The sequence below is a fragment of the Morganella morganii genome (assembly GCF_041099235.1).
GTDB lineage: Bacteria > Pseudomonadota > Gammaproteobacteria > Enterobacterales > Enterobacteriaceae > Morganella > Morganella morganii_E.
This window is the reverse complement of sequence record NZ_JBFZSO010000001.1, coordinates 529,694-550,223: the sequence shown is the minus strand read 5'-3', so window position 1 is coordinate 550,223 and position 20,530 is coordinate 529,694. Positions and strand designations below refer to the sequence as shown.

The following is a 20,530-nucleotide window of genomic DNA, read 5'->3' as shown; positions in this document are numbered from 1 at the left end:
TGAGTTAATAATTATAACTCATCTGCCAGACGGATGGCGTCCCCGAGATAGTTTTGCGGAGTCAGGGTTTTCAGCCGGGCTTTTTCTGCGTCAGGCAGATCCAGTCCGTCGATAAAGACCTGCATCGCCTGCGCATCAACACGTTTACCGCGGGTCAGCTCTTTGAGTTTTTCATACGGTTTTTCGATACCGTAGCGGCGCATAACGGTCTGAATCGGCTCTGCCAGTACTTCCCAGTTCTGATCCAGTTCATCACGCAGATGTTTTTCGTTCACTTCCAGCTTGCTCAGACCTTTTTGCGTGGACTGATAAGCGATCAGCGAGTAACCGATCCCCACACCCAGGTTACGCAGCACGGTGGAGTCTGTCAGGTCGCGCTGCCAGCGGGACACCGGCAGTTTGGTCGCCAGGTGGCCGAGTACGGCGTTAGCCAGACCCAGGTTACCTTCTGAGTTTTCAAAATCAATCGGGTTGACTTTGTGCGGCATGGTGGAAGAACCGATTTCACCGGCAATGGTTTTCTGTTTGAAGTGATTGAGGGCAATGTAACCCCAGATATCACGGTCGAAATCGATCAGAATGGTGTTAAAACGCGCCACGCAGTCAAAAAACTCGGCGATATAATCGTGTGGCTCAATTTGTGTGGTGTACGGGTTCCACTGAATATCCAGCGAGGTCACAAAGTCACCGCTGAATTTATGCCAGTCAATATCCGGATAGGCAGATAAGTGCGCGTTATAGTTGCCGACTGCGCCGTTGATTTTGCCGAGGATTTCGGTTTGCTGTAACTGGCGGTACTGACGCTCCATCCGGTAAGCGACGTTGGCAAACTCTTTACCGACGGTGCTCGGGGTTGCCGGCTGCCCGTGGGTACGGGAGAGCAGCGGCAGATCGCGGTAATCCGCCGCCATAGCACGGACAGTATCGATCATCTGACGCCATGCCGGCAGCAGCACGGTTTCACGGGCGGTGCTGAGCATCAGGGCGTGAGAGAGGTTATTGATATCTTCGGATGTGCAGGCGAAATGGATAAATTCAGACACCGCGTGCAGGGCAGGCACGGCTTCGGCTTTTTCTTTGAGGAAATACTCCACCGCTTTCACATCGTGGTTGGTGGTGCGCTCAATCTCTTTGATCCGCATTGCGTCTTTTTCGCCGAAATTCGCGACAATTGCATCCAGGTAAGCGATTGCGTCATCATCAAAAGCCGGAACTTCGGGGATGTCTGCACACGCCGCCAGTTTTTGTAACCAACGCACTTCGACCTGTACACGGAATTTCAGTAAACCGTATTCACTGAAAATATCGCGCAGTGCGCGTGTTTTGTCACCATAACGGCCATCGACAGGGGAAACGGCGGTAAGTGAGGATAATTCCATTGGTTGCAACTCCCGGTAATTTTAGTGTTGAGCGAGAAGATATTTAGCGGTGTCCACCAGGCGTGAACGGGAAAACAGCAACTGTAAACGGTTGCCGCCGACCTGGCGCCAGAGCACGGCGCTGCGGATCCCGCTCAGTAACAGTGAGCGGACTTTAGCCTGAATCAGGGTGTTACGCAGGATCTCCGGCGAGCCGGTCACCTGGATGCGCGGGCCGAGGCCGCTGATGTTGTCCACATAGATACCGGCGATGGTATTGAGCATCGCTTCCTGTGACAGACCAAAATGGTCGCGCTGGTGTTCAAGGTTATCAATACGGCGGCCGAGTTCGTCCATCGCGCCCGGCGCTTTGTTCAGGCGGCGCTCCAGCAGCATCACACCCAGCATATAGCGGGTCAGCTCGGCATTAAGCCCCTGAGAACCGGTCATATTGAACATCCCGGCAAACGCGGACAGGCCGGTATGCAGGTTCTGCACATTGTCGCCGTAGACATTCAGGACAGAGGACGGATTATTATTGATGATGCTGTTGATCATCACATCAACCGCATCATTATCTGTCTGACCTTCATGCGCCAGCTGCTGCACCAGGCGCGCGGCCTGGCAGATCCCGGCCAGGGCGAGGGTTATGTCTTCGTAATTTTTAGCCATAATCACTCCGTAATACGCGCTTCAATGACGCCGCCGCCCAGGCAGACTTCATCCTGATAAAAGACAGCGGACTGACCCGGCGTGACCGCAGCAACCGGATTATCAAACCGGACACTGATTTTGTCATCACCGAGCGGGGTGACAGTACAGGGAATATCTTCCTGACGGTAACGGGTTTTCACCACACAGCGCATTGGTTGTGTCAGCGGCTCCCGCGATACCCAGTCCAGCTGCTGTGCGATAAGCCCGGCAGACATCAGACGCGGGTGTTCATGGCCCTGTGCGACAATCAGAATATTGTTTTCAACGTCTTTATCGACAACATACCACGGCTCGTCTGAACCTTCACGGGTTCCGCCGATTTTCAGCCCCTTGCGCTGGCCGAGCGTATGATACATCAGGCCGTCATGCTGACCGATTTCCTGACCATCAACGGTCATGATCGGGCCGGGTTTAGCCGGCAGATAGCGGGCGAGGAAGTCACGGAACTTGCGTTCGCCGATAAAACAGATGCCGGTGGAATCTTTTTTCTTCGCGGTAATGAGATCTAATTGCTCCGCAATGCGGCGGACTTCCGGTTTTTCCAGTTCTCCGACCGGGAACAGGCTCTGTGCCACCTGATCGTGACTCAGGGTATACAGGAAATAGCTCTGATCTTTATTGCTGTCCAGGCCGCGCAGTAATTGTGTGGTACCGTTGATATCACGGCGGCGCACATAATGCCCGGTGGCGATATAATCTGCCCCGAGATCTTCTGCGGCATATTCCAGGAACGCTTTGAATTTGATCTCTTTATTGCACAGAATATCCGGGTTCGGCGTGCGTCCCGCTTTATATTCTTCCAGGAAATGCTCGAACACATTATCCCAGTATTCCGCCGCGAAGTTGATGGTCAGCAGCTCAATGCCGAGTTTATCACAAACGGCCTGCGCATCTGCCAGGTCGGCGGCAGCGGAACAGTATTCGGTATCATCGTCCTCTTCCCAGTTCTTCATAAACAGCCCGGTCACCTGATAACCCTGCTGTTGCAGTAAATAGGCTGAGACGGAGGAATCCACACCGCCGGACATTCCGACGATGACTTTTTTCTGGCTGTTATCTGACATGGCTGATCTCGCGGCGATTCGGTCTGCTCCGCAAACAGTGACGCGAAGAAGAACCGGGGAAAAAAACAAGCGCCGTACTTTACCATGATACGCACAGCGGCGCATCACTCAGGTGCGGGTTCGGCACTTTTTTCGCAAAGTATTACGGTGTGACCGGTTCCCCGAATCCGTCGCCGAACGTTCCAAGCAGAGACAGCGGTTGCGGTTCGGCGGCAAACCAGGCAAACATACTTTCTTTTACCAGCGGGGAGCGCAGGATCGGGCTGTGAATAATCTCATCCGCACTGACCCAGTGGCAGCAGTCGATATCGCTGTCCTGCGGGTGTGTTTCACACTCACTCTCCAGCTGCACGCGGAACAGGAAACGGATAAATGGTGTGCCGTCCGGCGCAACCCACTGATGGATTTTCAGCAGGGCATCGGGCGCTGCATGGATCCCGGTTTCTTCATACAGCTCGCGCTCTGCGGCGGCAATCAGGGATTCTCCGGCTTCCAGATGCCCGGCGGGCTGATTCCAGGTCGCTTTGCCGTTAACGGTTTCTTCCACCACCAGAAATTTCTCACCGGCGCTGACCAGGCAGGCCACGGTAATATGAGGCTTAAATGTCATTAATACTTCTCCAGTCACCGGGTTTCAGTGCGTTCAGGGTATAGTCGCCGATCTGCCAGCGGATAAGACGCAGAGTCGGATGTCCGATATGTGCGGTCATCCGCCGCACCTGGCGGTTACGGCCTTCTCTGAGTGTCAGTTTCAGCCAGGTAACAGGGATGGATTTACGCTCACGTATAGGCGGGTTACGCGGCCACAGCCATTCCGGCTCAGCAACAATCTCCGCCCCTGCCGGGCGGGTCGGGCCATCATTCAGAGTGATACCGTTACGTAACTGATTCAGCGCATCCTCATCCGGTATCCCTTCCACCTGAGCGTAATACACTTTCTCTGCTTTATGATCAGGCTGTGTCAGCCGGGCCTGCAACACACCGTCATTAGTCAGGATTAATAAACCTTCGCTGTCGCGATCCAGACGACCGGCGGCATAAATATCTTTGATCGGAATATAGTCCTTCAGCGTATTCTGCCCGGGTTCACCGGTAAATTGCGGCAGTACATCAAACGGCTTGTTAAACAAAACCATTTTACGCGGACCGCGCTGACGGACAGGTTTATTCAGATGGCGCTGTGCCGCCGGGTGTGAATGTTTTTTTCCGGTCGTACGGATTCGGGGAGTTTTGACAGCCATGATATCTTTTTTATAAAAAATGAGACTTACATTATAGCTTAAAACAGTTAGGATTTGCGTGATGCAATTATTCAAGTAGTATTGACAGGGCCATTACAAAAAATTAACAAAGCATTGCGCTTACATAACATTAAGGAGAGGTTGATGGAAAGCAAAGTAGTTGTTCCGGCGAAAGGCGCTAAAATTACCATTGACGCACAAGGCAAATTAATCGTTCCGGACAATCCGGTTATCCCGTTTATTGAAGGGGACGGAATCGGGGCTGATGTAACGCCTGTAATGATTAAAGTTGTTGATGCTGCTGTAAAAAAAGCCTACGGCGGCAAGCGTGAAATCTCCTGGATGGAAATCTACACCGGTGAGAAATCCACTAAACTGTATGGCAGTGATGTCTGGCTGCCGGATGAAACCCTCGATTTTATCCGTGACTACCGCGTGGCTATCAAAGGCCCTCTGACCACCCCGGTCGGCGGCGGTATCCGCTCCCTGAACGTGGCACTGCGCCAGATTCTGGATCTGTATGTTTGTCTGCGGCCGGTGCGTTATTACGCCGGCACGCCAAGCCCGGTAAAACAGCCTGAACTGACTGATATGGTGATTTTCCGTGAAAACGCGGAAGACATCTACGCCGGTATCGAGTGGAAAGCCGGTTCTGCGGAAGCAGACAAAGTGATTAAGTTCCTGCAGGACGAAATGGGCGTAACCAAAATCCGCTTCCCGCAGGATTGCGGTATCGGTATCAAGCCGTGCTCCGAAGAAGGGACAAAACGCTTGGTCCGCGCTGCGATTAACTACGCTATTGATAACGACCGTGATTCCGTCACCCTGGTGCATAAAGGCAACATTATGAAGTTCACCGAAGGTGCCTTCAAAGACTGGGGATACGAACTGGCACGTGAAGAGTTCGGCGGCGAGTTACTGGACGGCGGCCCGTGGTTAAGCCTGAAAAACCCGAAAACCGGCAAACAGATCATTATCAAAGACGTGATCGCGGATGCGTTCCTGCAACAAATCCTGCTGCGTCCGGCAGAATATGACGTTATCGCCTGTATGAACCTCAACGGTGACTATATTTCTGACGCCCTCGCGGCACAGGTCGGCGGTATCGGTATCGCACCGGGCGCGAACATCGGTGATGAATGCGCACTGTTCGAAGCCACCCACGGCACCGCACCAAAATACGCGGGTCAGGACAAAGTCAACCCGGGCTCAGAAATCCTCTCAGCCGAGATGATGCTGCGCCACATGGGCTGGTTTGAAGCTGCTGACTTAATCGTTAAAGGAATGGAAGGGGCAATCGCTGCCAAGACCGTTACTTACGATTTCGAACGTCTGATGGAAGGCGCTAAGCTACTGAAATGCTCAGAGTTTGGTGACGCAATCATCAAACACATGTAATTAAGTTTACGGCGAAATAGTTAACGGGAACTTATTAGTTCCCGTTTTTTATTGTCCAGCCTGAAATGGTTATCAAAAAGTTTGCAAAATGATTTAGCAAAATTGTATGAAATTTGTATAGATTGTGGGTGGTTTGAGATTGAGATGTGTAGGGTTTTTAATTAAGGAGGTGCTTTGTGTGAAGAGTAAGTATTAACACTATTAGAACTGCGCTTATTTAGTAGACCTAGAGGCAATTTACCTTTGTTCGAATTTTTATCTCATATGTAGCATTGGTTATCCATTAGTTATTTGAGGGAGGTTTATGGTACGTTTTGCGTTCGTAGCAGAAGTCTAACACTTCGGTGAAACTAACTTCTTCTCTCGACAGCCGAATTTCAAGATCATCAAGTTTATCGACTTGAGGAAGATTATTTGTCGGTAGAATCGTAATGTGGAATTCTGCATTGTATTGACGGCCTACCCTTGTAAATTCGCTACTTAATTGACCTAGTATATGGTTACGCAAAATCAATTGATTTCTCCGAAACCGGATTAAGCGTTGATAAACGAAGAATTCTGAAATTTTTGACGAATCAGAGTTCCTGCCATTCCATCCCATATCCCGTGTGGCTCGATACAATATCTGCTCTTTCGTATCTTGCCAGACACGAAAATCAAAGTCGTTCTTTGGGGTTGGGTTTTCATGTGTTGCTTTAGGATAGAATTGAATTCCATCATATTGGTGTTTATCCAAAGCAGCCAAAGTTCGATTCTGTGCAGAAAGTATTTGTCTAATTGATTTTGGCATACTAAAACACATCAATTTATTTTTATCCAAGATACGTATTTCTCTGGGTAACAGTTCTATATTACTATTATGGTATTCTTCACGTCGTTTCGGTATCCATTGACAATAGGTTTTAAAAAAACGGAAGATACCGTTAGTATTGAATGATTTGATATAGATCTTTTTCTTTTCAGGTAAATCTTGAAGAAAATAGTAAGCTCTTCCAAACCAAACCAATGACTGAGCTATTTCTTCAACTAACTCACGCACTATTTCATCAATACAATTAGTGTTATATCTTGTTCGTATATTTTCAAACAATCTTTGTATTAATTCATTGTCATTAGACTCGATACTGAAAATATTTTCTTTTTGTCTGGATGTCGAACGAAAAATGTTTACAAAATCTTCATTAAACATTCTTTGATAGAAATCAGAAGAGTTATATTTAGATTGGATAAAAAGTTTGTCTATAAAATTGAGATGATTATCATCAAAGTGATATCGGTAAATTGGAGCTGCTTTGATAACCTTCATTACGAATCCTCTTTATTTTCTTTGCTCAAACGACGGGATAGGGAGGTGATTTTATCGTCAACCGTAAAGTCAATTGAGTCAAGTTGTGGAAGAATTTGTAAGGCAAAAAATAAATGAGATGCATCTGAACGAGAAATGAGAAACTCTCTAACAATCTTATTTTTATGTATTTTTTCACTACTAATTCCGATTCGATCTAAGAATCCATCGTGTTGTGCTCGTTGCTCAAATGCCATTTTCCAGTTTAACCGAATTATATTTCTAGGTGAGGTACTCCAGCTAAAACTGTACGAATTTGATAATAGGATCATTTTCTTTAGATAATGTTGTTTATCTGTTCTTTGAGCGATAAATAATTCGAACTGTTTGACTGCTACTTCAGACAATTTAGGATTATCAAAGTAAGCACTATAAAGAATGGCAAAGCCTAATACTGACGCTAAATCGTTGAACGTTGTTGAAATAAGATGCAATCGGAACTCTTCACTTACATTGAGTTCAGGGTCAATAAATTTGTTGTCTGAGGCGAGTAAGGATAGCGACATGAACATTGGGAAAATTTTTATGAATCTATCTTCGTCGTTCAGCTCAAGTGCGTGGATACACGCTTCTGCTAACTCGAAGTATATCTGCCCAAAATGGTCTGGTATCTTATCATTGTATTTTTGTTCAAAAATATGCTCAATAATTTCTGCTTTACTAAGCATTATAATTGCTTCATTGCGTGTAGATACAAGGCGGTTGATCATATCAGTAGTATCAATTTTTGGCAGCAAGTAGTATTTTTCGGAATAGTGTTCGTACTCCTCATATCTTATAAGAATTTGGGAAATATCATCAAACCAGTGCGGTAATTTCCAATGACTATGTAGGCTGGCGAGAATCACTTGAGTTGCAGCTTCTGACATCTTCATTTTTGTCAGTGAGTTAATAAAACTCGGCACCATACTTTCGTAAAAACTACATATTTTTGGTAGTAACTTGGCGTATTTTTGTAATAATTTTTGGACTGCCAACTGCTGGATATATTTTGGTTTAGACAACCTTTGCCCTTCGATCTTTCGTTCAAAATCGATATGTTCAATAATAAATTCTAGCTCAACTTGTAAAAAAGGAGGTAGAATTTGTAGGGATGTTGTCGTCCAGACATCGTCATCAAAAAACTGTCTCAGTTCCTTTTCAAAAGTTATCATGCGGCGCAATGTTTCAAGACAAAGATTGCTACCTAGAGCGGCCCACGAATCTGCAATTTCAATCTGCAGGGTTGTTTTTTCATTATTCGTGGCAATACCTTCCGAATAAAAAGCTTTCTCAATAAGCTCTTTTATTCTCTGAAGTTCTTGCATCCCAATATCGAACTGGAATTGCTCAGCATAAGTTGATATTCTCAATGATAGTCGACTGATAAGATTTAATCCTAGTTCAAAGTTGCCAGTTTCGAATGCAAGCTCGATGTGACCGGTTAATCTTTCAATGATCACATTTTCTAGCCATTGGTGATCTGCATCTTCTTCGATCATTAATTGGCTACTTGTTTTTAAAGCTGTAGTCGTTGCAGTATCACCAACTAAGAACCATTGTTTATGTTTTTTTCGTCTGGGGAACCAATAACTTTTATTATTGATTCTGTGTTTTTGATGAAGATAGTGTAAAAGCAATGCTATATAGTTATCACTCAAAGCTGGCAGGTTGTCACCAAGCCCTGCTTTATCTCCTTTCATACGGTCATCAATGTAGCAGAGTTGCTCAATAGCTGAGTGTGCTGCTTTCGAATGATGATTAGCTAGGGAGACTGAGTTATTGGGATTGGCCGCTCCCTCAATGTGACGTGCAATTCTTGGGAGTATTTCACTGCGCACCAACTGGTTCAGATTAAAAAAATTGAATAGCCTTTGACCTAATGGAAATAAAGCTAGAGAGCTTATAAGTGTTAAAAATGTACCCAGAATATAAATAAAGATGCCGGGTTCAAATCCGAACAACTGGAGAGCAGTTGCACTGAGACAGAAAGCCGCTGAAAGTACCAGAACCTGCGAATAAACACTGCCAACTTGTTCGGTGGTGAGTAGTTGTATAATGTCCCGCCTGAGTTTGGTGTAACCAGTACTTAGTATGATGCCAATAGTTGCAAAGTAAATGGAGAATATAGCTGTAAGTAGTTGTGCGTATAGTCTGAGCTGTTCGATAATAAACTTTTTATCATATGAACTAAATGAATTAAGTAAGGTTGTATTTTTCCTAATGTAATCCTCAGAGAAACCCAGAATTGATAATGCTAATGCAACCCAGAATAGGCTATTTAAGCCAATCCATGTGAAGGAACCAAGGATTCGTACATTAGCCTTCCCTTTGGAAATATACTTACGGCGTTTGTACGCGCTACGTTCGACAAGAAAGCTAATTTTTACAAGTCTAGTTCTTAACTTCCAAAACCAAGATTGGGAAATTAGCCAAACTCTTATTATATCAATCAAGAAATACCTGCCTCTCTGTCACCACACAGCATGAAGTAGAGTGTGGTGAAAATCATCATAATCAAGAGTAATATATCGGATATCATGTATCTATGTGAATTATCAATCGAAATGACCCATTAGTCAAATTCAGTATATGTAATCTGAAATAAGTGACTGTTCCGTACAGTTCTAATGAATACATTGTGATGCTTTAATGTCAGATGATGGTGGAAATTCAGTATATAACTCCGAGAGTAAGACACAGACTTAACTATAGATATATAAAACACTATACCAACACCCTGATCCAATCTTTGCCACGATCATCATGATATTCATCCGTTTGCTGCTGGTTTTTATGACCCAGCAGGTTTTTGGTATTAATGCCTTGCTCCCGGTATAAACGTTCTGACAATGATCGCATTTCATGAAATGTTGCAGGAGTGCCTTCTCCCCAATCGATATCGGTTTTATCCCTGGCTTTTTTAAAGTTGGTGGTCAGGGTATTTGCGGTTACCTGGCCGCCGGGCTGTGACTGTGATGTGTTTCGTGTGTAGTGAACTAAATATTTGCTGACATACAGATCACGGCATCCGGCAATCACATTGGGAATCGTTCTGACTAATATAGAAACCGGCACAAAAAATGCTGTTAACGTAAAACCTAAAGACTGGGTTACAACTACGATGAATATGGCGTAGTATCTGTCAGATATTAATTTTTATAGGTACTGTAATGAAAAAAATAACTTTTTTAATTTTAACTATGAGTGCATTGCTGTTTAGCTCAATGACTCTGGCTTCGAAGGTTAGCCTTACAAAGCCTTTTGTGTGTCCTGATGTGTCTCCGTTGCCACAGCATGTTACCGGAAGCGGGGATTTGGTTATCGAGGGAAAAACATATCGCTTGTATCGGGCGAATGCGGCTGATCCAACCGCTAAACTCACAACTACAATATGGCGTTCTGATGATGGCAAAACAGAAGTTGATATTTATCAATACAAAAATGGAAGTTTTAGCCAGGCGTTCACTACATTTGCAATAGAGATTGATAGATTACCGCTCAGTGATGTTGATTCAGGAAAGTATACAAAGGTGTACAAGGATTCATACTCAGATGGTGGGCGAGGATGCTATAATTAACTGTGTAAACATAGATATACAAGCTCGGAATGGGCTTGTATGCGAATAATTTAAATAGCTCTTTGAGTCGTCCAGTATTATAACTTTCACTATTACTCACTTCCCCTTATCTGAAACAGTCCGGATTAGAGTTTTAAGGTTACTTCCGGTAAAGCTCAGGCAGAAGATTATTCAGACTTTCGTGTGCCCGGTTACTGCTGTAATTCTCCGGTAGTTTTAAAATCATATAAAAAGAGAATGTAATTATAAATAATGAAAAAGTATCCGGTATATCTCTGTGGTAGGTTATTATTTGCTGTCATTTCGCTGTGAATTTATAAATACGAATTGTATATTTTTTTATAAGAGGAGGTGACTGTAATAAACATTATTAAATTCTATGTGACAGAGAGAGTACTGAAACCGAATAGAACCTATATGGGCTATGACGCTGACTGGCACTGAATATATTTATATTTCGTGTTATGTAATTTATATAGTACGGACAAAATACGGAAATGAAATGCCATGATGAATAGATTGATTAGTTATTTACTTTTTTTCTTTTCAGCAATAAATTCTGCCTTATCTTTTGCTGTGCCACCGGTACCTGAAGTAGTTTATCGCCTGGACTCAAGATCTCCGGATGAAATTTTTAATTCCGGATTCAGTTCCTGGTGGAATAACAGAGAGTTATAGCCACATCTTGTCGGGGATTCATCCAGGAACCACACTGATGGATTAATATCCACATCATCAAATGTAAGTGCTATTGAAAGAATAGCACAATATATCATGCCTCTGGATGATGATGTTGTCTGGTTATATACGACAGTTCCGGGAGACAATTTTTATGAAATAAATGGTTCATTATTAAATGCGTACAGCAATCCTAATCTGCCTGAATCTGTTCGTAATCAGAGTCTGAATATGCATACCCGATTTGGTTGGTAACATGAATATGTGAATGCTGCGGGACATATTGACCGCAGCACCATAATTAATGCGAGGCAGATCAGATGGGTTAATGGTTCGATTGATATGCATAACGGAGAAATCAGAGATAATCCAAATGTCGGCGATAATTTATTTCCCACACTCAATGCCAATTATTTAGTGCCTAATCAGGAGGTTACCAATCTGTCGGTTGGTTATTTCAGAGATTATGAAGATGACCCGACCAGTTTGCCTTTTTCGTTGGATGGTTGCCTTAATTTACCTAAGAAAGATTCTGCATGTAAAAGCGTATCTTACTCTTTATTCAGGGAAAGTATAATAGATGAGCTGAATGGTCGTCTTTTTATTCTTTTTCTTAGTGCATAACTAATGGATGAACTATGAATAAAATTACACTTATATTTTTTCTTACTGTATTTTCGGTAAGTTCTGTATTCGCTGATAGTATTTCTCAGGATAATTCCCGAAAAATCAGAGATAAAGTCAGGATCATAGAGTTTGGATATGATTCAGCTCATAGCCGTCCCGGATATATTTGGATAAAAACGCCTGTTGGTACTGCAACAACGGATTCTGAGTTTTATCTGAAAAAATCAAGTGATGCTTTGTTATATATTTTTACAGTATACACACAAAAGAAATCAATAGAGATAGAATATGCGGCAGGGTTGAATAAATTCAACTTAATTGAAAAAATAAGTACTATAGATTAAAAATTGACAATCGAGGTTTACATGAAAAATATTATCACGATTATTTTGTTATTGTTTTATATTTCTCCGTCTTCAGTTTATGCTCGCGATAAGGGTAATAGTTGCTCGGCTTATATTAAAAGTATCCAATTAAAAAATGGTAATTACAGGTTCCGTGTTGTTGATGCGGCCGGAGTAAATATCAAAAAAAGCAATGACTGGTCATTTACAGCTAAAGACAAAGATATAGCACAAGTACTTAACCTGGCGTATATGTTAAAGCATCCGGTGTGTATTTATTTCAGCTATTATAATGATTATTGGGAAATAACAAATGTAGAACTGAGAAATTAACGTGGGTGTTACAGGGGTTGTTTCAAGTGATTATTATTCAGGCCACATATTATGTGACCTTTTTCATTCCCGATGCCATTGTATAAACCACCACATTATCCCTTAATATAAGAACGATGTGTCGATTTTTGTCCGCACATCTGGTAATACCCCCGGAAACAGTTGACCCATGAAATCAATCGATATATAACAAAGTATATATCGATTGGGGTGGGTAATAATGATGAAAAAGTATCTGATTGGTTTTATTGCTGTCATTTTTTCGTTCTCCGGCCAGGCGGCGCGGGAGTTTACAGATCAACTGGGGCGCAAGGTTGTTATTGATGATCATGTTGAGCGGGTAGCTGTTCTTCAGCATCAGACATTGAATTTACTGGTTCAGCTGGATGCAACAGACAAAATTGTGGGCGTGATGGGAAACTGGCGTGAGCAGCTTGGTCAGAATTATGAACGATTGGCACCTGAATTAGTGAAAGTGCCCAATGTGGGCGATCTGAAAAGTGTCAATCTTGAAAGTCTGGTACAGCTGAAACCACAGGTGGTTTTTGTTACTAATTATGCGCCACAGGAAATGATCGATAAAATCACGCAGGTTGGCATCCCGGTTGTTGCCATCTCATTACAGAAAGACAACAGCAGCCACGCCAAAAATAATGTGAATCCTGAGCTTGATAATGAAGAGCAAGCCTACAATGACGGGCTGAAAGAAGGGATTACCCTGATAGGTGATATCGTTAATAAGCCGGACAATGCAAAAGAGCTGATTAAACAAACCTTTGACAGCAGGAATATAGTTGCCCGTCGCCTGAAAGATATTCCTGAAAATCAGCGTGTCCGGGCTTATATGGCAAACCCGGATTTAACCACTTACGGATCAGGAAAATATACCGGTTTAATGATGCAGCACGCCGGCGCAATGAATGTCGCCGCTGCGACCATTAAAGGGTATAAACAGGTTTCTCTCGAGCAGGTTATCAGCTGGAACCCGGAAGTTATTTTTATTCAGGATCGCTACCCGGGTGTTGTTGACGAAATTAATAACGATCCCCGCTGGCAGGTTATTGATGCAGTGAAAAATAAACGTGTCTATTTAATGCCGGAATATGCCAAAGCATGGGGATATCCGATGCCGGAAGCGATGGCGATTGGTGAATTATGGATGGCGGCTAAATTGTATCCGCAGAAATTTGCCGATATTGACGTGGATACTGATGTTAATAACTGGTATCAGAAATTCTACCGCACTCAATATCAGGGCGGTCATTAATGCATATTATGGCGGCCGGCAGTCTGCGGGGAGCGCTGACTGCCATTTTAGCCCGTTATTCTGCTAATAAAATACCACCGGTAACCTGTGATTTTGGTCCGGCCGGCTTATTGCGGCAAAAGATTGAATCCGGGGTAAAGTGCGATCTGTTTTTGTCTGCGGATCGGGCACATCCGGAAGCATTACTCCGGAATAAGATAGCATTCAGGGTTGAGCCTTTTATTGCCAATTACCTGGGAATTACCACCACTACTGAATTAGCCGGACAGTATCCGGACTGGCAGCAATTACTCAGTGCTCCGGATTTAATTATCGGTACTTCAACACCGGTTGATGATCCCTGCGGGGATTATGTGGCGCAGTTCTATTCGGAGCTCAGTAAAAACCATCCGGAACTGGCGGAAAATATCCGCAATCGTACACGGCATCTGGTGGGCGGAAAAAATTCCCCTGTGATCCCTGCGGGACAAATGGCGTCTCAGTGGCTGATTTATTCTCATCAGGCAGATGTATTTATTGGATACCGGCACTATCAGAAAAAAACGTCAGAACTTCCCGGGCTCGCGACCATAGCTATCCCGGAGGCAGATAATATTAAGGCAATATATTGTATGGCTTTAATATCACCGGTAGCTCAGGCTTTTGCTGATTACCTGTTACAGGCGGAATCACAACAAATTTTCATTGAAAATAGTTTTATATCTCTTAGCTGAAGCAATTAAAAATATGACAGAAAATGTTATATTAAAACAATCTGATAAAATCAGTATGTTGAAAATTCAACCTGAAGACCGGGGCTGAGAGTGAAAGGAAAAAACGTTATTATTGTTCACGGTTATACTGCATCACCGGCAGATAACTGGTTTCCGTGGTTAAAAAAAGAGCTGGAATTGCTTGGTGCCACAGTTGCCGTTCCTGCGATGCCGGAACCGCATTCTCCTGATCCGCAAAAATGGCAGCAATGCCTTATCGGCAACAATCTAATCGCGGATGAAAATACAATTTTTGTCGGACACAGTCTTGGTTGTATTACGGTACTGCGATATATCGCTGAACATATTCCGGAAGGGACAAAATTAGGTGGCTATATTTTAGTCTCCGGTTTTGATTGCAGTCAGGAAACATTACCTGAGCTGGAGGCGCATGTTCAGTATCCGCCGGATTACACTAAACTGATTGCGATTTCCGATAAAAGAATTTCAGTCATATCTTCTGACGACTGGGTGGTCAGCCCGCAGGCATCGAAAACGCTGGCGGAGTCGTTGCAGACTCAGGTTATTATTGAAAATAACGCCGGACATTTTCTGGACAGGGAAGGATATACTGAGTTTCCGGCGCTGCTTAATATATTCAGAACTGTCTTTTCAGTTTCCTGAAATGCAATTTATATTATTCCTTATTATTCATATGGTTGTTATAACCATCCGGGTCTGATAAATTTCCGGAATACATCTTAAAATGAGTAATATGTTATGCATAAAGCTGCTGTTTCACTGATTTGTTTGGCCGTGCTGACAGGATGTTCCACCTGGCCGGAGGTCGGGCACAACAAAACGGAGTGGCCGCAACCCCATAAAAATTCACGTACAGCGGAGCAGAAAAGGGCTGACAGGGCACCGGTGCATGAACAGCAGCGGGCTGTTATGAGAGGGGAGCGCCCTGATTATGAGGTATTTGACCGCTACTGAACCTGTTTTGCGGAAAGAGAATATTTATCCTTTTTTTCATTGGATCTGAGTGAGTTATGGAAATTATTTCCGCCGGATGAATGGTAGATTATTTCTATAACAAACCGGAGGAACACATGAAAAATACACTGTATCTTTTAAAAATGGGATTTTCTGACTTAAATTATCCCGGTAGTCTCTTTCTTTGCCCTGACTGCACGCTGTTAGAAGGCGTTCTTGCCACGAATCCTGAATTGCGTGAATCAACAGATGTTGTTTATGTTGATTTTGAAAAACCAAGAAAACTGCTGGTGGAGCTTATCGGGGAAGAAAACCAGTCATTGCCTGTATTAGTTTTCGCGGACGGACAAAAATTTATTAATGACGTTGATGGTATTCTGGCCGAATTTGCCATGACAAACGGATGTCCTGCAAAACATCCGTAAGCGTCATCGATACACCAGAAATCAGCCTCACTTTCGGTGAGGCTTTTTCTGTGTCTTATCCGGCTTTACATCAGTCAATAACGGTTATTTTTAAAGGACGGAAATAACAGTAAACGCACCAATAAACACCGCCCAATCAGCACAGAAGCCGGCAGAGCCGTAATACCGGTGACTGGCTCCCCGTTTATTAATACAGTACCGTAGCCAAGTGCCCCCATAATCCCGCAACATATTGAAATAAACAGCATTGGAATGCTCAGGCCTATCAGTATCAGCTTATATATGACGAATATGTTTGTGCGGGCGTATAGCAGAACGCAATAATCTCACAAGCGGGAACAGGAAATCCTTATAACTGATTAAAATATTAAAAGACTTATTTTTGCGAAGCAATCGTCTGCTAAATGGATAAGCTTAAGTTATTTGTTTTATAGATAGAAGTAATGGTGGTGGAATTCATTTTATATTTTACTTAGCATCAGGTGGTATTATCAGTTGATAACGTGATGTTATTTTTCATTGTGTTTACATATAAAATAATCTTATGTAATAATGCCTGGGTTCAATTATCAGGAATTAACCTTATGCATTATGTAGTTATATCTCATTTGTCATTATGTCTTCTTGTCGGATGTGCTGAAGCAGGCAATAAAACTAACGCGGAATTAACCGTCGCCACCAAACAAACACCTGAAAATCTTATGAATAAGCCGACCGGTAAGCCGACCTATATGCTTGCCGGGCATTCGAAATTTGAACAGGATGCAGAGAAAAGCCGAAATAAACAGAATGAACTTTTTAAAGCCGGATTAAAGGAGAGCAGAAATACCGGCATCGATAGTGATTTTTCTTATAAGCCTGCGAAATTTCCTTCTTATGCATATGGCCAGTATGCATCGCCGGAATTTGTCTGGAATAGTGAAAAACAGCTCTATGAAGTAAAACCATCAGCCAGCATGACCTTAACAATAACCACCTGATTTGTTGTCCGGCCGGTCGCTGCATAATCTTCGTACAAAACGGATACGGTATTAAACCGCAAACCTATGTCAAATTTTTTAAATCCGGCCTTTGATTTGCGAACTGAAATCGCAGATGATGGCACTATAGTCACTGACAGGAGGTAAGTTGTTATGTTTCCGGAATACCGTGATTTGATTTCCCATCTTCGCCAGAATAGTCATCAGTTTCGCACGCTGTTTGATAAACACAACCAACTCGATCATGAAATTGCCCGTCTGGAAAAATCAGACAGAAGCGGCTACAGTGAGGAAGTGGTGGAACTGAAAAAACAGAAATTACGCCTGAAAGAAGAAATCCACCAGCTTCTTAAAGATCCGCCGGAAGATGACTGAATTTCCTTAATATGCCATCGGTTAATCCGGTGGCTTTTTGTTTACAGCGACAAAAAAGGAGGAATAAATGATTTGTTACCGGCAGATGGTTAATACAGATTGCGGGCAGGTAGCGGCATTATTGCAGGAGAATGCGCAGTCGCGGCAGGGCGGATTGCTGGGGGAATATCCCCTGAAGAAAGTTGAAAATATGTTTGCGCATGCACTGACGGTGATTATTGCGCAGGATGATGACGTGATTGCCGGGGTGGTGTTCAGTTTTCCGGTGCAGTCCGCACAAATATCGCCGGTGACAGCGGTGATTTCGCGGCAATTCGGTGAGTTACTGGAAAATAACTGGTTTTACGGCCCGGTCTGTATTGCGGCGGATTATCGCGGACAAGGCATTTTACCGGCGCTGTATCAGCGGTTATGTGCGGAAAACAGCGGAAAACCGGTCGCCTTTATTAATCAGGATAATGAACGTTCGGTTCGTGCACATCTGAAATCCGGTATGAAAGAAGCCGGTCATTTTATCTGTGATAATACCCCTTACTTGCTGATGATTGGCCGCTGAATATCAGCGGATTTTATCTTTTCCGGTTTTTATTTCCTGTTTTTACGTATTAGTGACTATACTGAAATCGTCATTATGATTTGCCGTATTAACATGATTTTCAACCGAGGAGCTTGTTATGGGGTATTACGAGTTAAAAAAATCAACCAAAGATACACCGCAGCCGTACTATTTCGTTCTTAAAGCCGGAAACCATGAAATTATCGCCACCAGCGAAATGTATGCCTCAAAGCAGGGGGCAATGAATGGTATCGCGTCTGTACAGAAAAATGGCCCTTCTGAAGTCATTAAAGATCTGACCTGATCAATAAGCAGCAGATTTATTAAGGCCCCTGAGCACATCAGCGGGCCTTTTCTTTTTCCTGTTCTGCTGAATTCATCCTGGCTGAAATACAATACCGGTTGTCCCGCATGCAAAAGCAGATTGCCCGTCAGCTGTTTATAGTATGGGTACCAATTATGTTCAGCGGGGCGGTTTCTGTGTTTTTACTCTTATTTGTGTGTGGCTGTATTGTCGGGTCGACAACGGTATTGTTTGGTTTTGGTGGTGGATTTTTTATTGTTCCGCTGCTTTATGCATTGTTAACAACCACGGCAGACAACCATACCGCGGCGGCGGCCATGCATATTGCAGTGGCGACATCCACCGGGGTGATGATATTCAGCGCATCAATGGCAACCCTTCGTCAGCACCGCGCCGGAATGATTAACTGGCCGCAGGTGCGGCCGCTGGCGGGATATATTGCTGCCGGTGCCGTGGCTGGTGCATTGCTGGCGATTGCGGTTCAGGGGATATGGGTTAAGTGGATGTTTATTGCTTACCTTGCCATCACTATTCTGGACAGTATTTTCCGCCCCGGGTTTATGACGCAGTCAGAATCTCATCTGCGGATAATGTCAGCGGGTACTACTGCGGCAGCCGGTACTGTGATTGGTGTGGTGGCAGCGTTTCTGGGGGTGGGCGGCAGTGTGATGACCGTTCCGCTTATGCGCCGCCGTGGTGCGGAAATGGCACAGGCGACAGCAATGGCCAATCCGCTGTCTTTGCCGATGGCACTGACCGGTACACTGACTTATATTTTGCTGGCCCGCCATGAGACGGCGGGATTCGGCAGCGGTTTTGCCGGTTATGTGGATATTCAGGCTTTTATTTTACTGATTGCCGGTTCCTGGCTGGGGCAGAAACTCAGTGCGCCGCTGATTGGCCGGATCCCGGATAAACTCTATGCTAAATCTTATCTGGCACTGCTGATATTTGTGCTGCTGGTGATGGTGATTGTACAGTAAGCAGGATATCTCCGCCGAAAAGTAATAATATGCAGCAAATTAACAGAGTACGGGTTGCCGGTTGATTTTGTGATCTATCAGCTTTACTTATATCTCCGGATGTCCTTAAATATCTGCGGGTTCTTTGTTTGTCAGATACTAAGTAAGGTTTACAGGAGATTCGATCATGTCACCAATGACGAAAAGTACGATGGTATACCCTATTGGTTTCTTCACCTGCATGGCACTCATTATCTTTATTGTTGCGTTAGTGATTTGATGACGGGTAATGAAGAAGAAAGGAAAACCTCCCGCGTGAACGGGAGGTTTTTTTACGGCCCCGGTATGGCGCCGGTTTAATCCGCGGATAACACCGTTATAATGATCAGATTGCGCCCTGTTTTTCCTCTTTAACTTTTTTCGCTTTTTTCCCTTTTTCACTTTTTACTTTTGCTTCATGTTTTACGGCTTTCGCATGGCTGTCCGCTTTAGTGGCGGTAATACCGGAATGCGCAGCGGAAACTGCCGGTGCCGGAGTCGATGCCATTGCACCGAAAGAGAATAAACCGGCCAGAGTTGCAACAATAAGGGCTGAATGTTTCATTATGATATCCTCAGGATTACGGGAGTATTTATACCTGCTCAGCGGGTATGGATGAAACATATTCCTGTTTTTTTCGCCGCACAACGGGATATACATAAACAGTGGCAATATTTTCAAATCTCCAAAAAACTGACAAATCCTGATATTTCACCATAGTTAATGATCTGAGGTTTTTTGTTTAAAATCAGTTTGTTATGTTGGTGTTTTTTGGAGTTTAAACGAATCATCAACAGGAAATAAATTTATTACTTTCCCGGATTAAGTTTTTTTTGTAATTCTTCTGTCAGCCGGACCAGTTGCATCTTGTCTTTTTCTGAAAGATATGCAGTGTAATTATCCGCGAAGCGGTTAATGCGCTCCATGCCTTTGATGATTTTTGCTGCGGCTTTATCGATATCACTCTGATTTGTATTCATTGTTTTTCCTTTACAGCGCCTGTGTTATTACTATTATCAGAAAAAATAGTAATTAATAGCTTAAATTGAATTAATCCGGTTCATCATAAAGAATTAAGGGAGTCTTCATTTTCTTTTTTCCGGAGAGGATTATTGTGAAAAGTTAAATAAGAAAATCCGTTTTTCCACATTGCATAATCCGCCTTCGCGCATTTCCATCGGGTGAACGAGCACCGCGTAGCGGGGAAGCCGGGTGTTGATCCGGATCTTGTCATTGACGTATTTCAGATCACTCACTACTATATTAATTCA

At 43.8% G+C, this 20,530-nt stretch carries 25 protein-coding genes and 1 pseudogene; 15 read left to right on the top strand and 11 right to left on the bottom strand.

Annotated elements, in window-relative coordinates:
- Positions 1 to 11 precede the first annotated feature (11 nt).
- The 5 genes from purB to rluE all read right to left on the bottom strand — a co-directional run bounded on the left by purB (position 12) and on the right by rluE (position 4,377).
- Complete coding sequence (purB, locus tag AB7038_RS02755; protein WP_368888887.1) at positions 12 to 1,379, bottom strand: adenylosuccinate lyase; 1,368 nt, start codon at positions 1,377 to 1,379, stop codon at positions 12 to 14.
- A gap of 21 nt (positions 1,380 to 1,400) precedes the next feature.
- Entirely contained in the window at positions 1,401 to 2,030 is a 630-nt protein-coding gene (gene hflD, locus AB7038_RS02750) for a high frequency lysogenization protein HflD (protein WP_036405983.1), read from the bottom strand.
- Between the two features lie 2 nt (positions 2,031 to 2,032).
- On the bottom strand, positions 2,033 to 3,136 hold the full coding sequence (gene mnmA / locus AB7038_RS02745; RefSeq protein WP_369452711.1) for a tRNA 2-thiouridine(34) synthase MnmA: 1,104 nt from the start codon (positions 3,134 to 3,136) through the stop codon (positions 2,033 to 2,035).
- Between the two features lie 142 nt (positions 3,137 to 3,278).
- Positions 3,279 to 3,746, bottom strand: coding sequence for an NUDIX domain-containing protein (locus AB7038_RS02740; RefSeq protein WP_369452710.1), 468 nt, complete (start codon positions 3,744 to 3,746; stop codon positions 3,279 to 3,281).
- Positions 3,736 to 4,377, bottom strand: coding sequence for a 23S rRNA pseudouridine(2457) synthase RluE (rluE, locus tag AB7038_RS02735; RefSeq protein WP_369452709.1), 642 nt, complete (start codon positions 4,375 to 4,377; stop codon positions 3,736 to 3,738). The genes AB7038_RS02740 and rluE overlap by 11 nt, the downstream gene beginning before the upstream one ends.
- A gap of 144 nt (positions 4,378 to 4,521) precedes the next feature.
- Here rluE and icd point away from each other — a divergent pair, with 144 nt between their 5' ends.
- Positions 4,522 to 5,775 carry an NADP-dependent isocitrate dehydrogenase gene (gene icd, locus AB7038_RS02730; protein ID WP_004238119.1) on the top strand — a complete coding sequence of 418 codons (1,254 nt, stop codon included), beginning with the start codon at positions 4,522 to 4,524 and terminating at the stop codon, positions 5,773 to 5,775.
- Between the two features lie 283 nt (positions 5,776 to 6,058).
- Here the strand turns inward: icd and AB7038_RS02725 are convergent, their stop codons facing one another.
- The 3 genes and pseudogenes from AB7038_RS02725 to AB7038_RS02715 form a co-directional block, all read right to left on the bottom strand.
- On the bottom strand, positions 6,059 to 7,081 hold the full coding sequence (locus tag AB7038_RS02725; RefSeq protein ID WP_369452708.1) for a hypothetical protein: 1,023 nt from the start codon (positions 7,079 to 7,081) through the stop codon (positions 6,059 to 6,061).
- Positions 7,081 to 9,555, bottom strand: a complete 2,475-nt coding sequence (locus AB7038_RS02720) for a hypothetical protein (RefSeq protein WP_369452707.1) — start codon at positions 9,553 to 9,555, stop codon at positions 7,081 to 7,083. Before AB7038_RS02720 ends, AB7038_RS02725 begins: the two co-directional genes overlap by 1 nt.
- A gap of 271 nt (positions 9,556 to 9,826) precedes the next feature.
- Positions 9,827 to 10,141, bottom strand: a pseudogene (locus AB7038_RS02715) (tyrosine-type recombinase/integrase); the annotation flags it as partial.
- Between the two features lie 131 nt (positions 10,142 to 10,272).
- On the opposite strand from AB7038_RS02715, the gene AB7038_RS02710 reads away from it, so the two are divergent.
- From AB7038_RS02710 to AB7038_RS02645, 14 genes are all read left to right on the top strand, one after another.
- Positions 10,273 to 10,680, top strand: coding sequence for a hypothetical protein (locus AB7038_RS02710; protein WP_369452706.1), 408 nt, complete (start codon positions 10,273 to 10,275; stop codon positions 10,678 to 10,680).
- A gap of 507 nt (positions 10,681 to 11,187) precedes the next feature.
- Complete coding sequence (locus tag AB7038_RS02705; RefSeq protein WP_369452705.1) at positions 11,188 to 11,358, top strand: hypothetical protein; 171 nt, start codon at positions 11,188 to 11,190, stop codon at positions 11,356 to 11,358.
- Between the two features lie 342 nt (positions 11,359 to 11,700).
- Positions 11,701 to 11,982 carry a hypothetical protein gene (locus AB7038_RS02700; RefSeq protein ID WP_369452704.1) on the top strand — a complete coding sequence of 94 codons (282 nt, stop codon included), beginning with the start codon at positions 11,701 to 11,703 and terminating at the stop codon, positions 11,980 to 11,982.
- Positions 11,983 to 11,996: 14 nt separating this feature from the next.
- Positions 11,997 to 12,329: a hypothetical protein gene (locus tag AB7038_RS02695; RefSeq protein WP_369452703.1), complete on the top strand. Its 333-nt coding sequence runs from the start codon at positions 11,997 to 11,999 to the stop codon at positions 12,327 to 12,329.
- A gap of 21 nt (positions 12,330 to 12,350) precedes the next feature.
- Positions 12,351 to 12,662, top strand: a complete 312-nt coding sequence (locus tag AB7038_RS02690) for a hypothetical protein (protein ID WP_369452702.1) — start codon at positions 12,351 to 12,353, stop codon at positions 12,660 to 12,662.
- 220 nt (positions 12,663 to 12,882) lie between these two features.
- The gene (locus tag AB7038_RS02685; protein ID WP_369452701.1) at positions 12,883 to 13,929 is read left to right on the top strand and encodes an ABC transporter substrate-binding protein; all 1,047 of its coding nucleotides are present in this window, start codon (positions 12,883 to 12,885) and stop codon (positions 13,927 to 13,929) included.
- Positions 13,929 to 14,642, top strand: a complete 714-nt coding sequence (locus AB7038_RS02680; RefSeq protein WP_369452700.1) for a substrate-binding domain-containing protein — start codon at positions 13,929 to 13,931, stop codon at positions 14,640 to 14,642. Before AB7038_RS02685 ends, AB7038_RS02680 begins: the two co-directional genes overlap by 1 nt.
- 90 nt (positions 14,643 to 14,732) lie before the next feature.
- Entirely contained in the window at positions 14,733 to 15,305 is a 573-nt protein-coding gene (locus tag AB7038_RS02675) for an RBBP9/YdeN family alpha/beta hydrolase (RefSeq protein ID WP_369452699.1), read from the top strand.
- Positions 15,306 to 15,733: 428 nt separating this feature from the next.
- Entirely contained in the window at positions 15,734 to 16,042 is a 309-nt protein-coding gene (locus tag AB7038_RS02670; protein ID WP_368888876.1) for a DUF3088 family protein, read from the top strand.
- A gap of 584 nt (positions 16,043 to 16,626) precedes the next feature.
- Entirely contained in the window at positions 16,627 to 17,022 is a 396-nt protein-coding gene (locus tag AB7038_RS02665) for a hypothetical protein (protein WP_369452698.1), read from the top strand.
- A gap of 153 nt (positions 17,023 to 17,175) precedes the next feature.
- Positions 17,176 to 17,397 (top strand): YdcH family protein, encoded by a 222-nt coding sequence (locus tag AB7038_RS02660; protein ID WP_004239807.1) that lies wholly within the window; start codon positions 17,176 to 17,178, stop codon positions 17,395 to 17,397.
- 67 nt (positions 17,398 to 17,464) lie between these two features.
- Positions 17,465 to 17,953, top strand: coding sequence for an N-acetyltransferase family protein (locus tag AB7038_RS02655; RefSeq protein WP_368888874.1), 489 nt, complete (start codon positions 17,465 to 17,467; stop codon positions 17,951 to 17,953).
- A 118-nt stretch (positions 17,954 to 18,071) separates the two neighbouring features.
- Positions 18,072 to 18,257 carry a YegP family protein gene (locus AB7038_RS02650; RefSeq protein ID WP_004235045.1) on the top strand — a complete coding sequence of 62 codons (186 nt, stop codon included), beginning with the start codon at positions 18,072 to 18,074 and terminating at the stop codon, positions 18,255 to 18,257.
- A 107-nt stretch (positions 18,258 to 18,364) separates the two neighbouring features.
- Complete coding sequence (locus AB7038_RS02645; protein ID WP_369452697.1) at positions 18,365 to 19,240, top strand: sulfite exporter TauE/SafE family protein; 876 nt, start codon at positions 18,365 to 18,367, stop codon at positions 19,238 to 19,240.
- Positions 19,241 to 19,604: 364 nt separating this feature from the next.
- On the opposite strand, the gene AB7038_RS02640 is transcribed toward AB7038_RS02645, so the two are convergent.
- The 3 genes from AB7038_RS02640 to AB7038_RS02630 form a co-directional block, all read right to left on the bottom strand.
- A complete protein-coding gene (locus tag AB7038_RS02640; RefSeq protein ID WP_004235049.1) occupies positions 19,605 to 19,823 on the bottom strand; it encodes a hypothetical protein in 219 nt (72 codons plus the stop codon).
- 245 nt (positions 19,824 to 20,068) lie between these two features.
- Complete coding sequence (locus AB7038_RS02635; protein ID WP_004235050.1) at positions 20,069 to 20,239, bottom strand: hypothetical protein; 171 nt, start codon at positions 20,237 to 20,239, stop codon at positions 20,069 to 20,071.
- Between the two features lie 129 nt (positions 20,240 to 20,368).
- Positions 20,369 to 20,515, bottom strand: coding sequence for a hypothetical protein (locus AB7038_RS02630; protein ID WP_369452696.1), 147 nt, complete (start codon positions 20,513 to 20,515; stop codon positions 20,369 to 20,371).
- Positions 20,516 to 20,530: the final 15 nt, after the last annotated feature.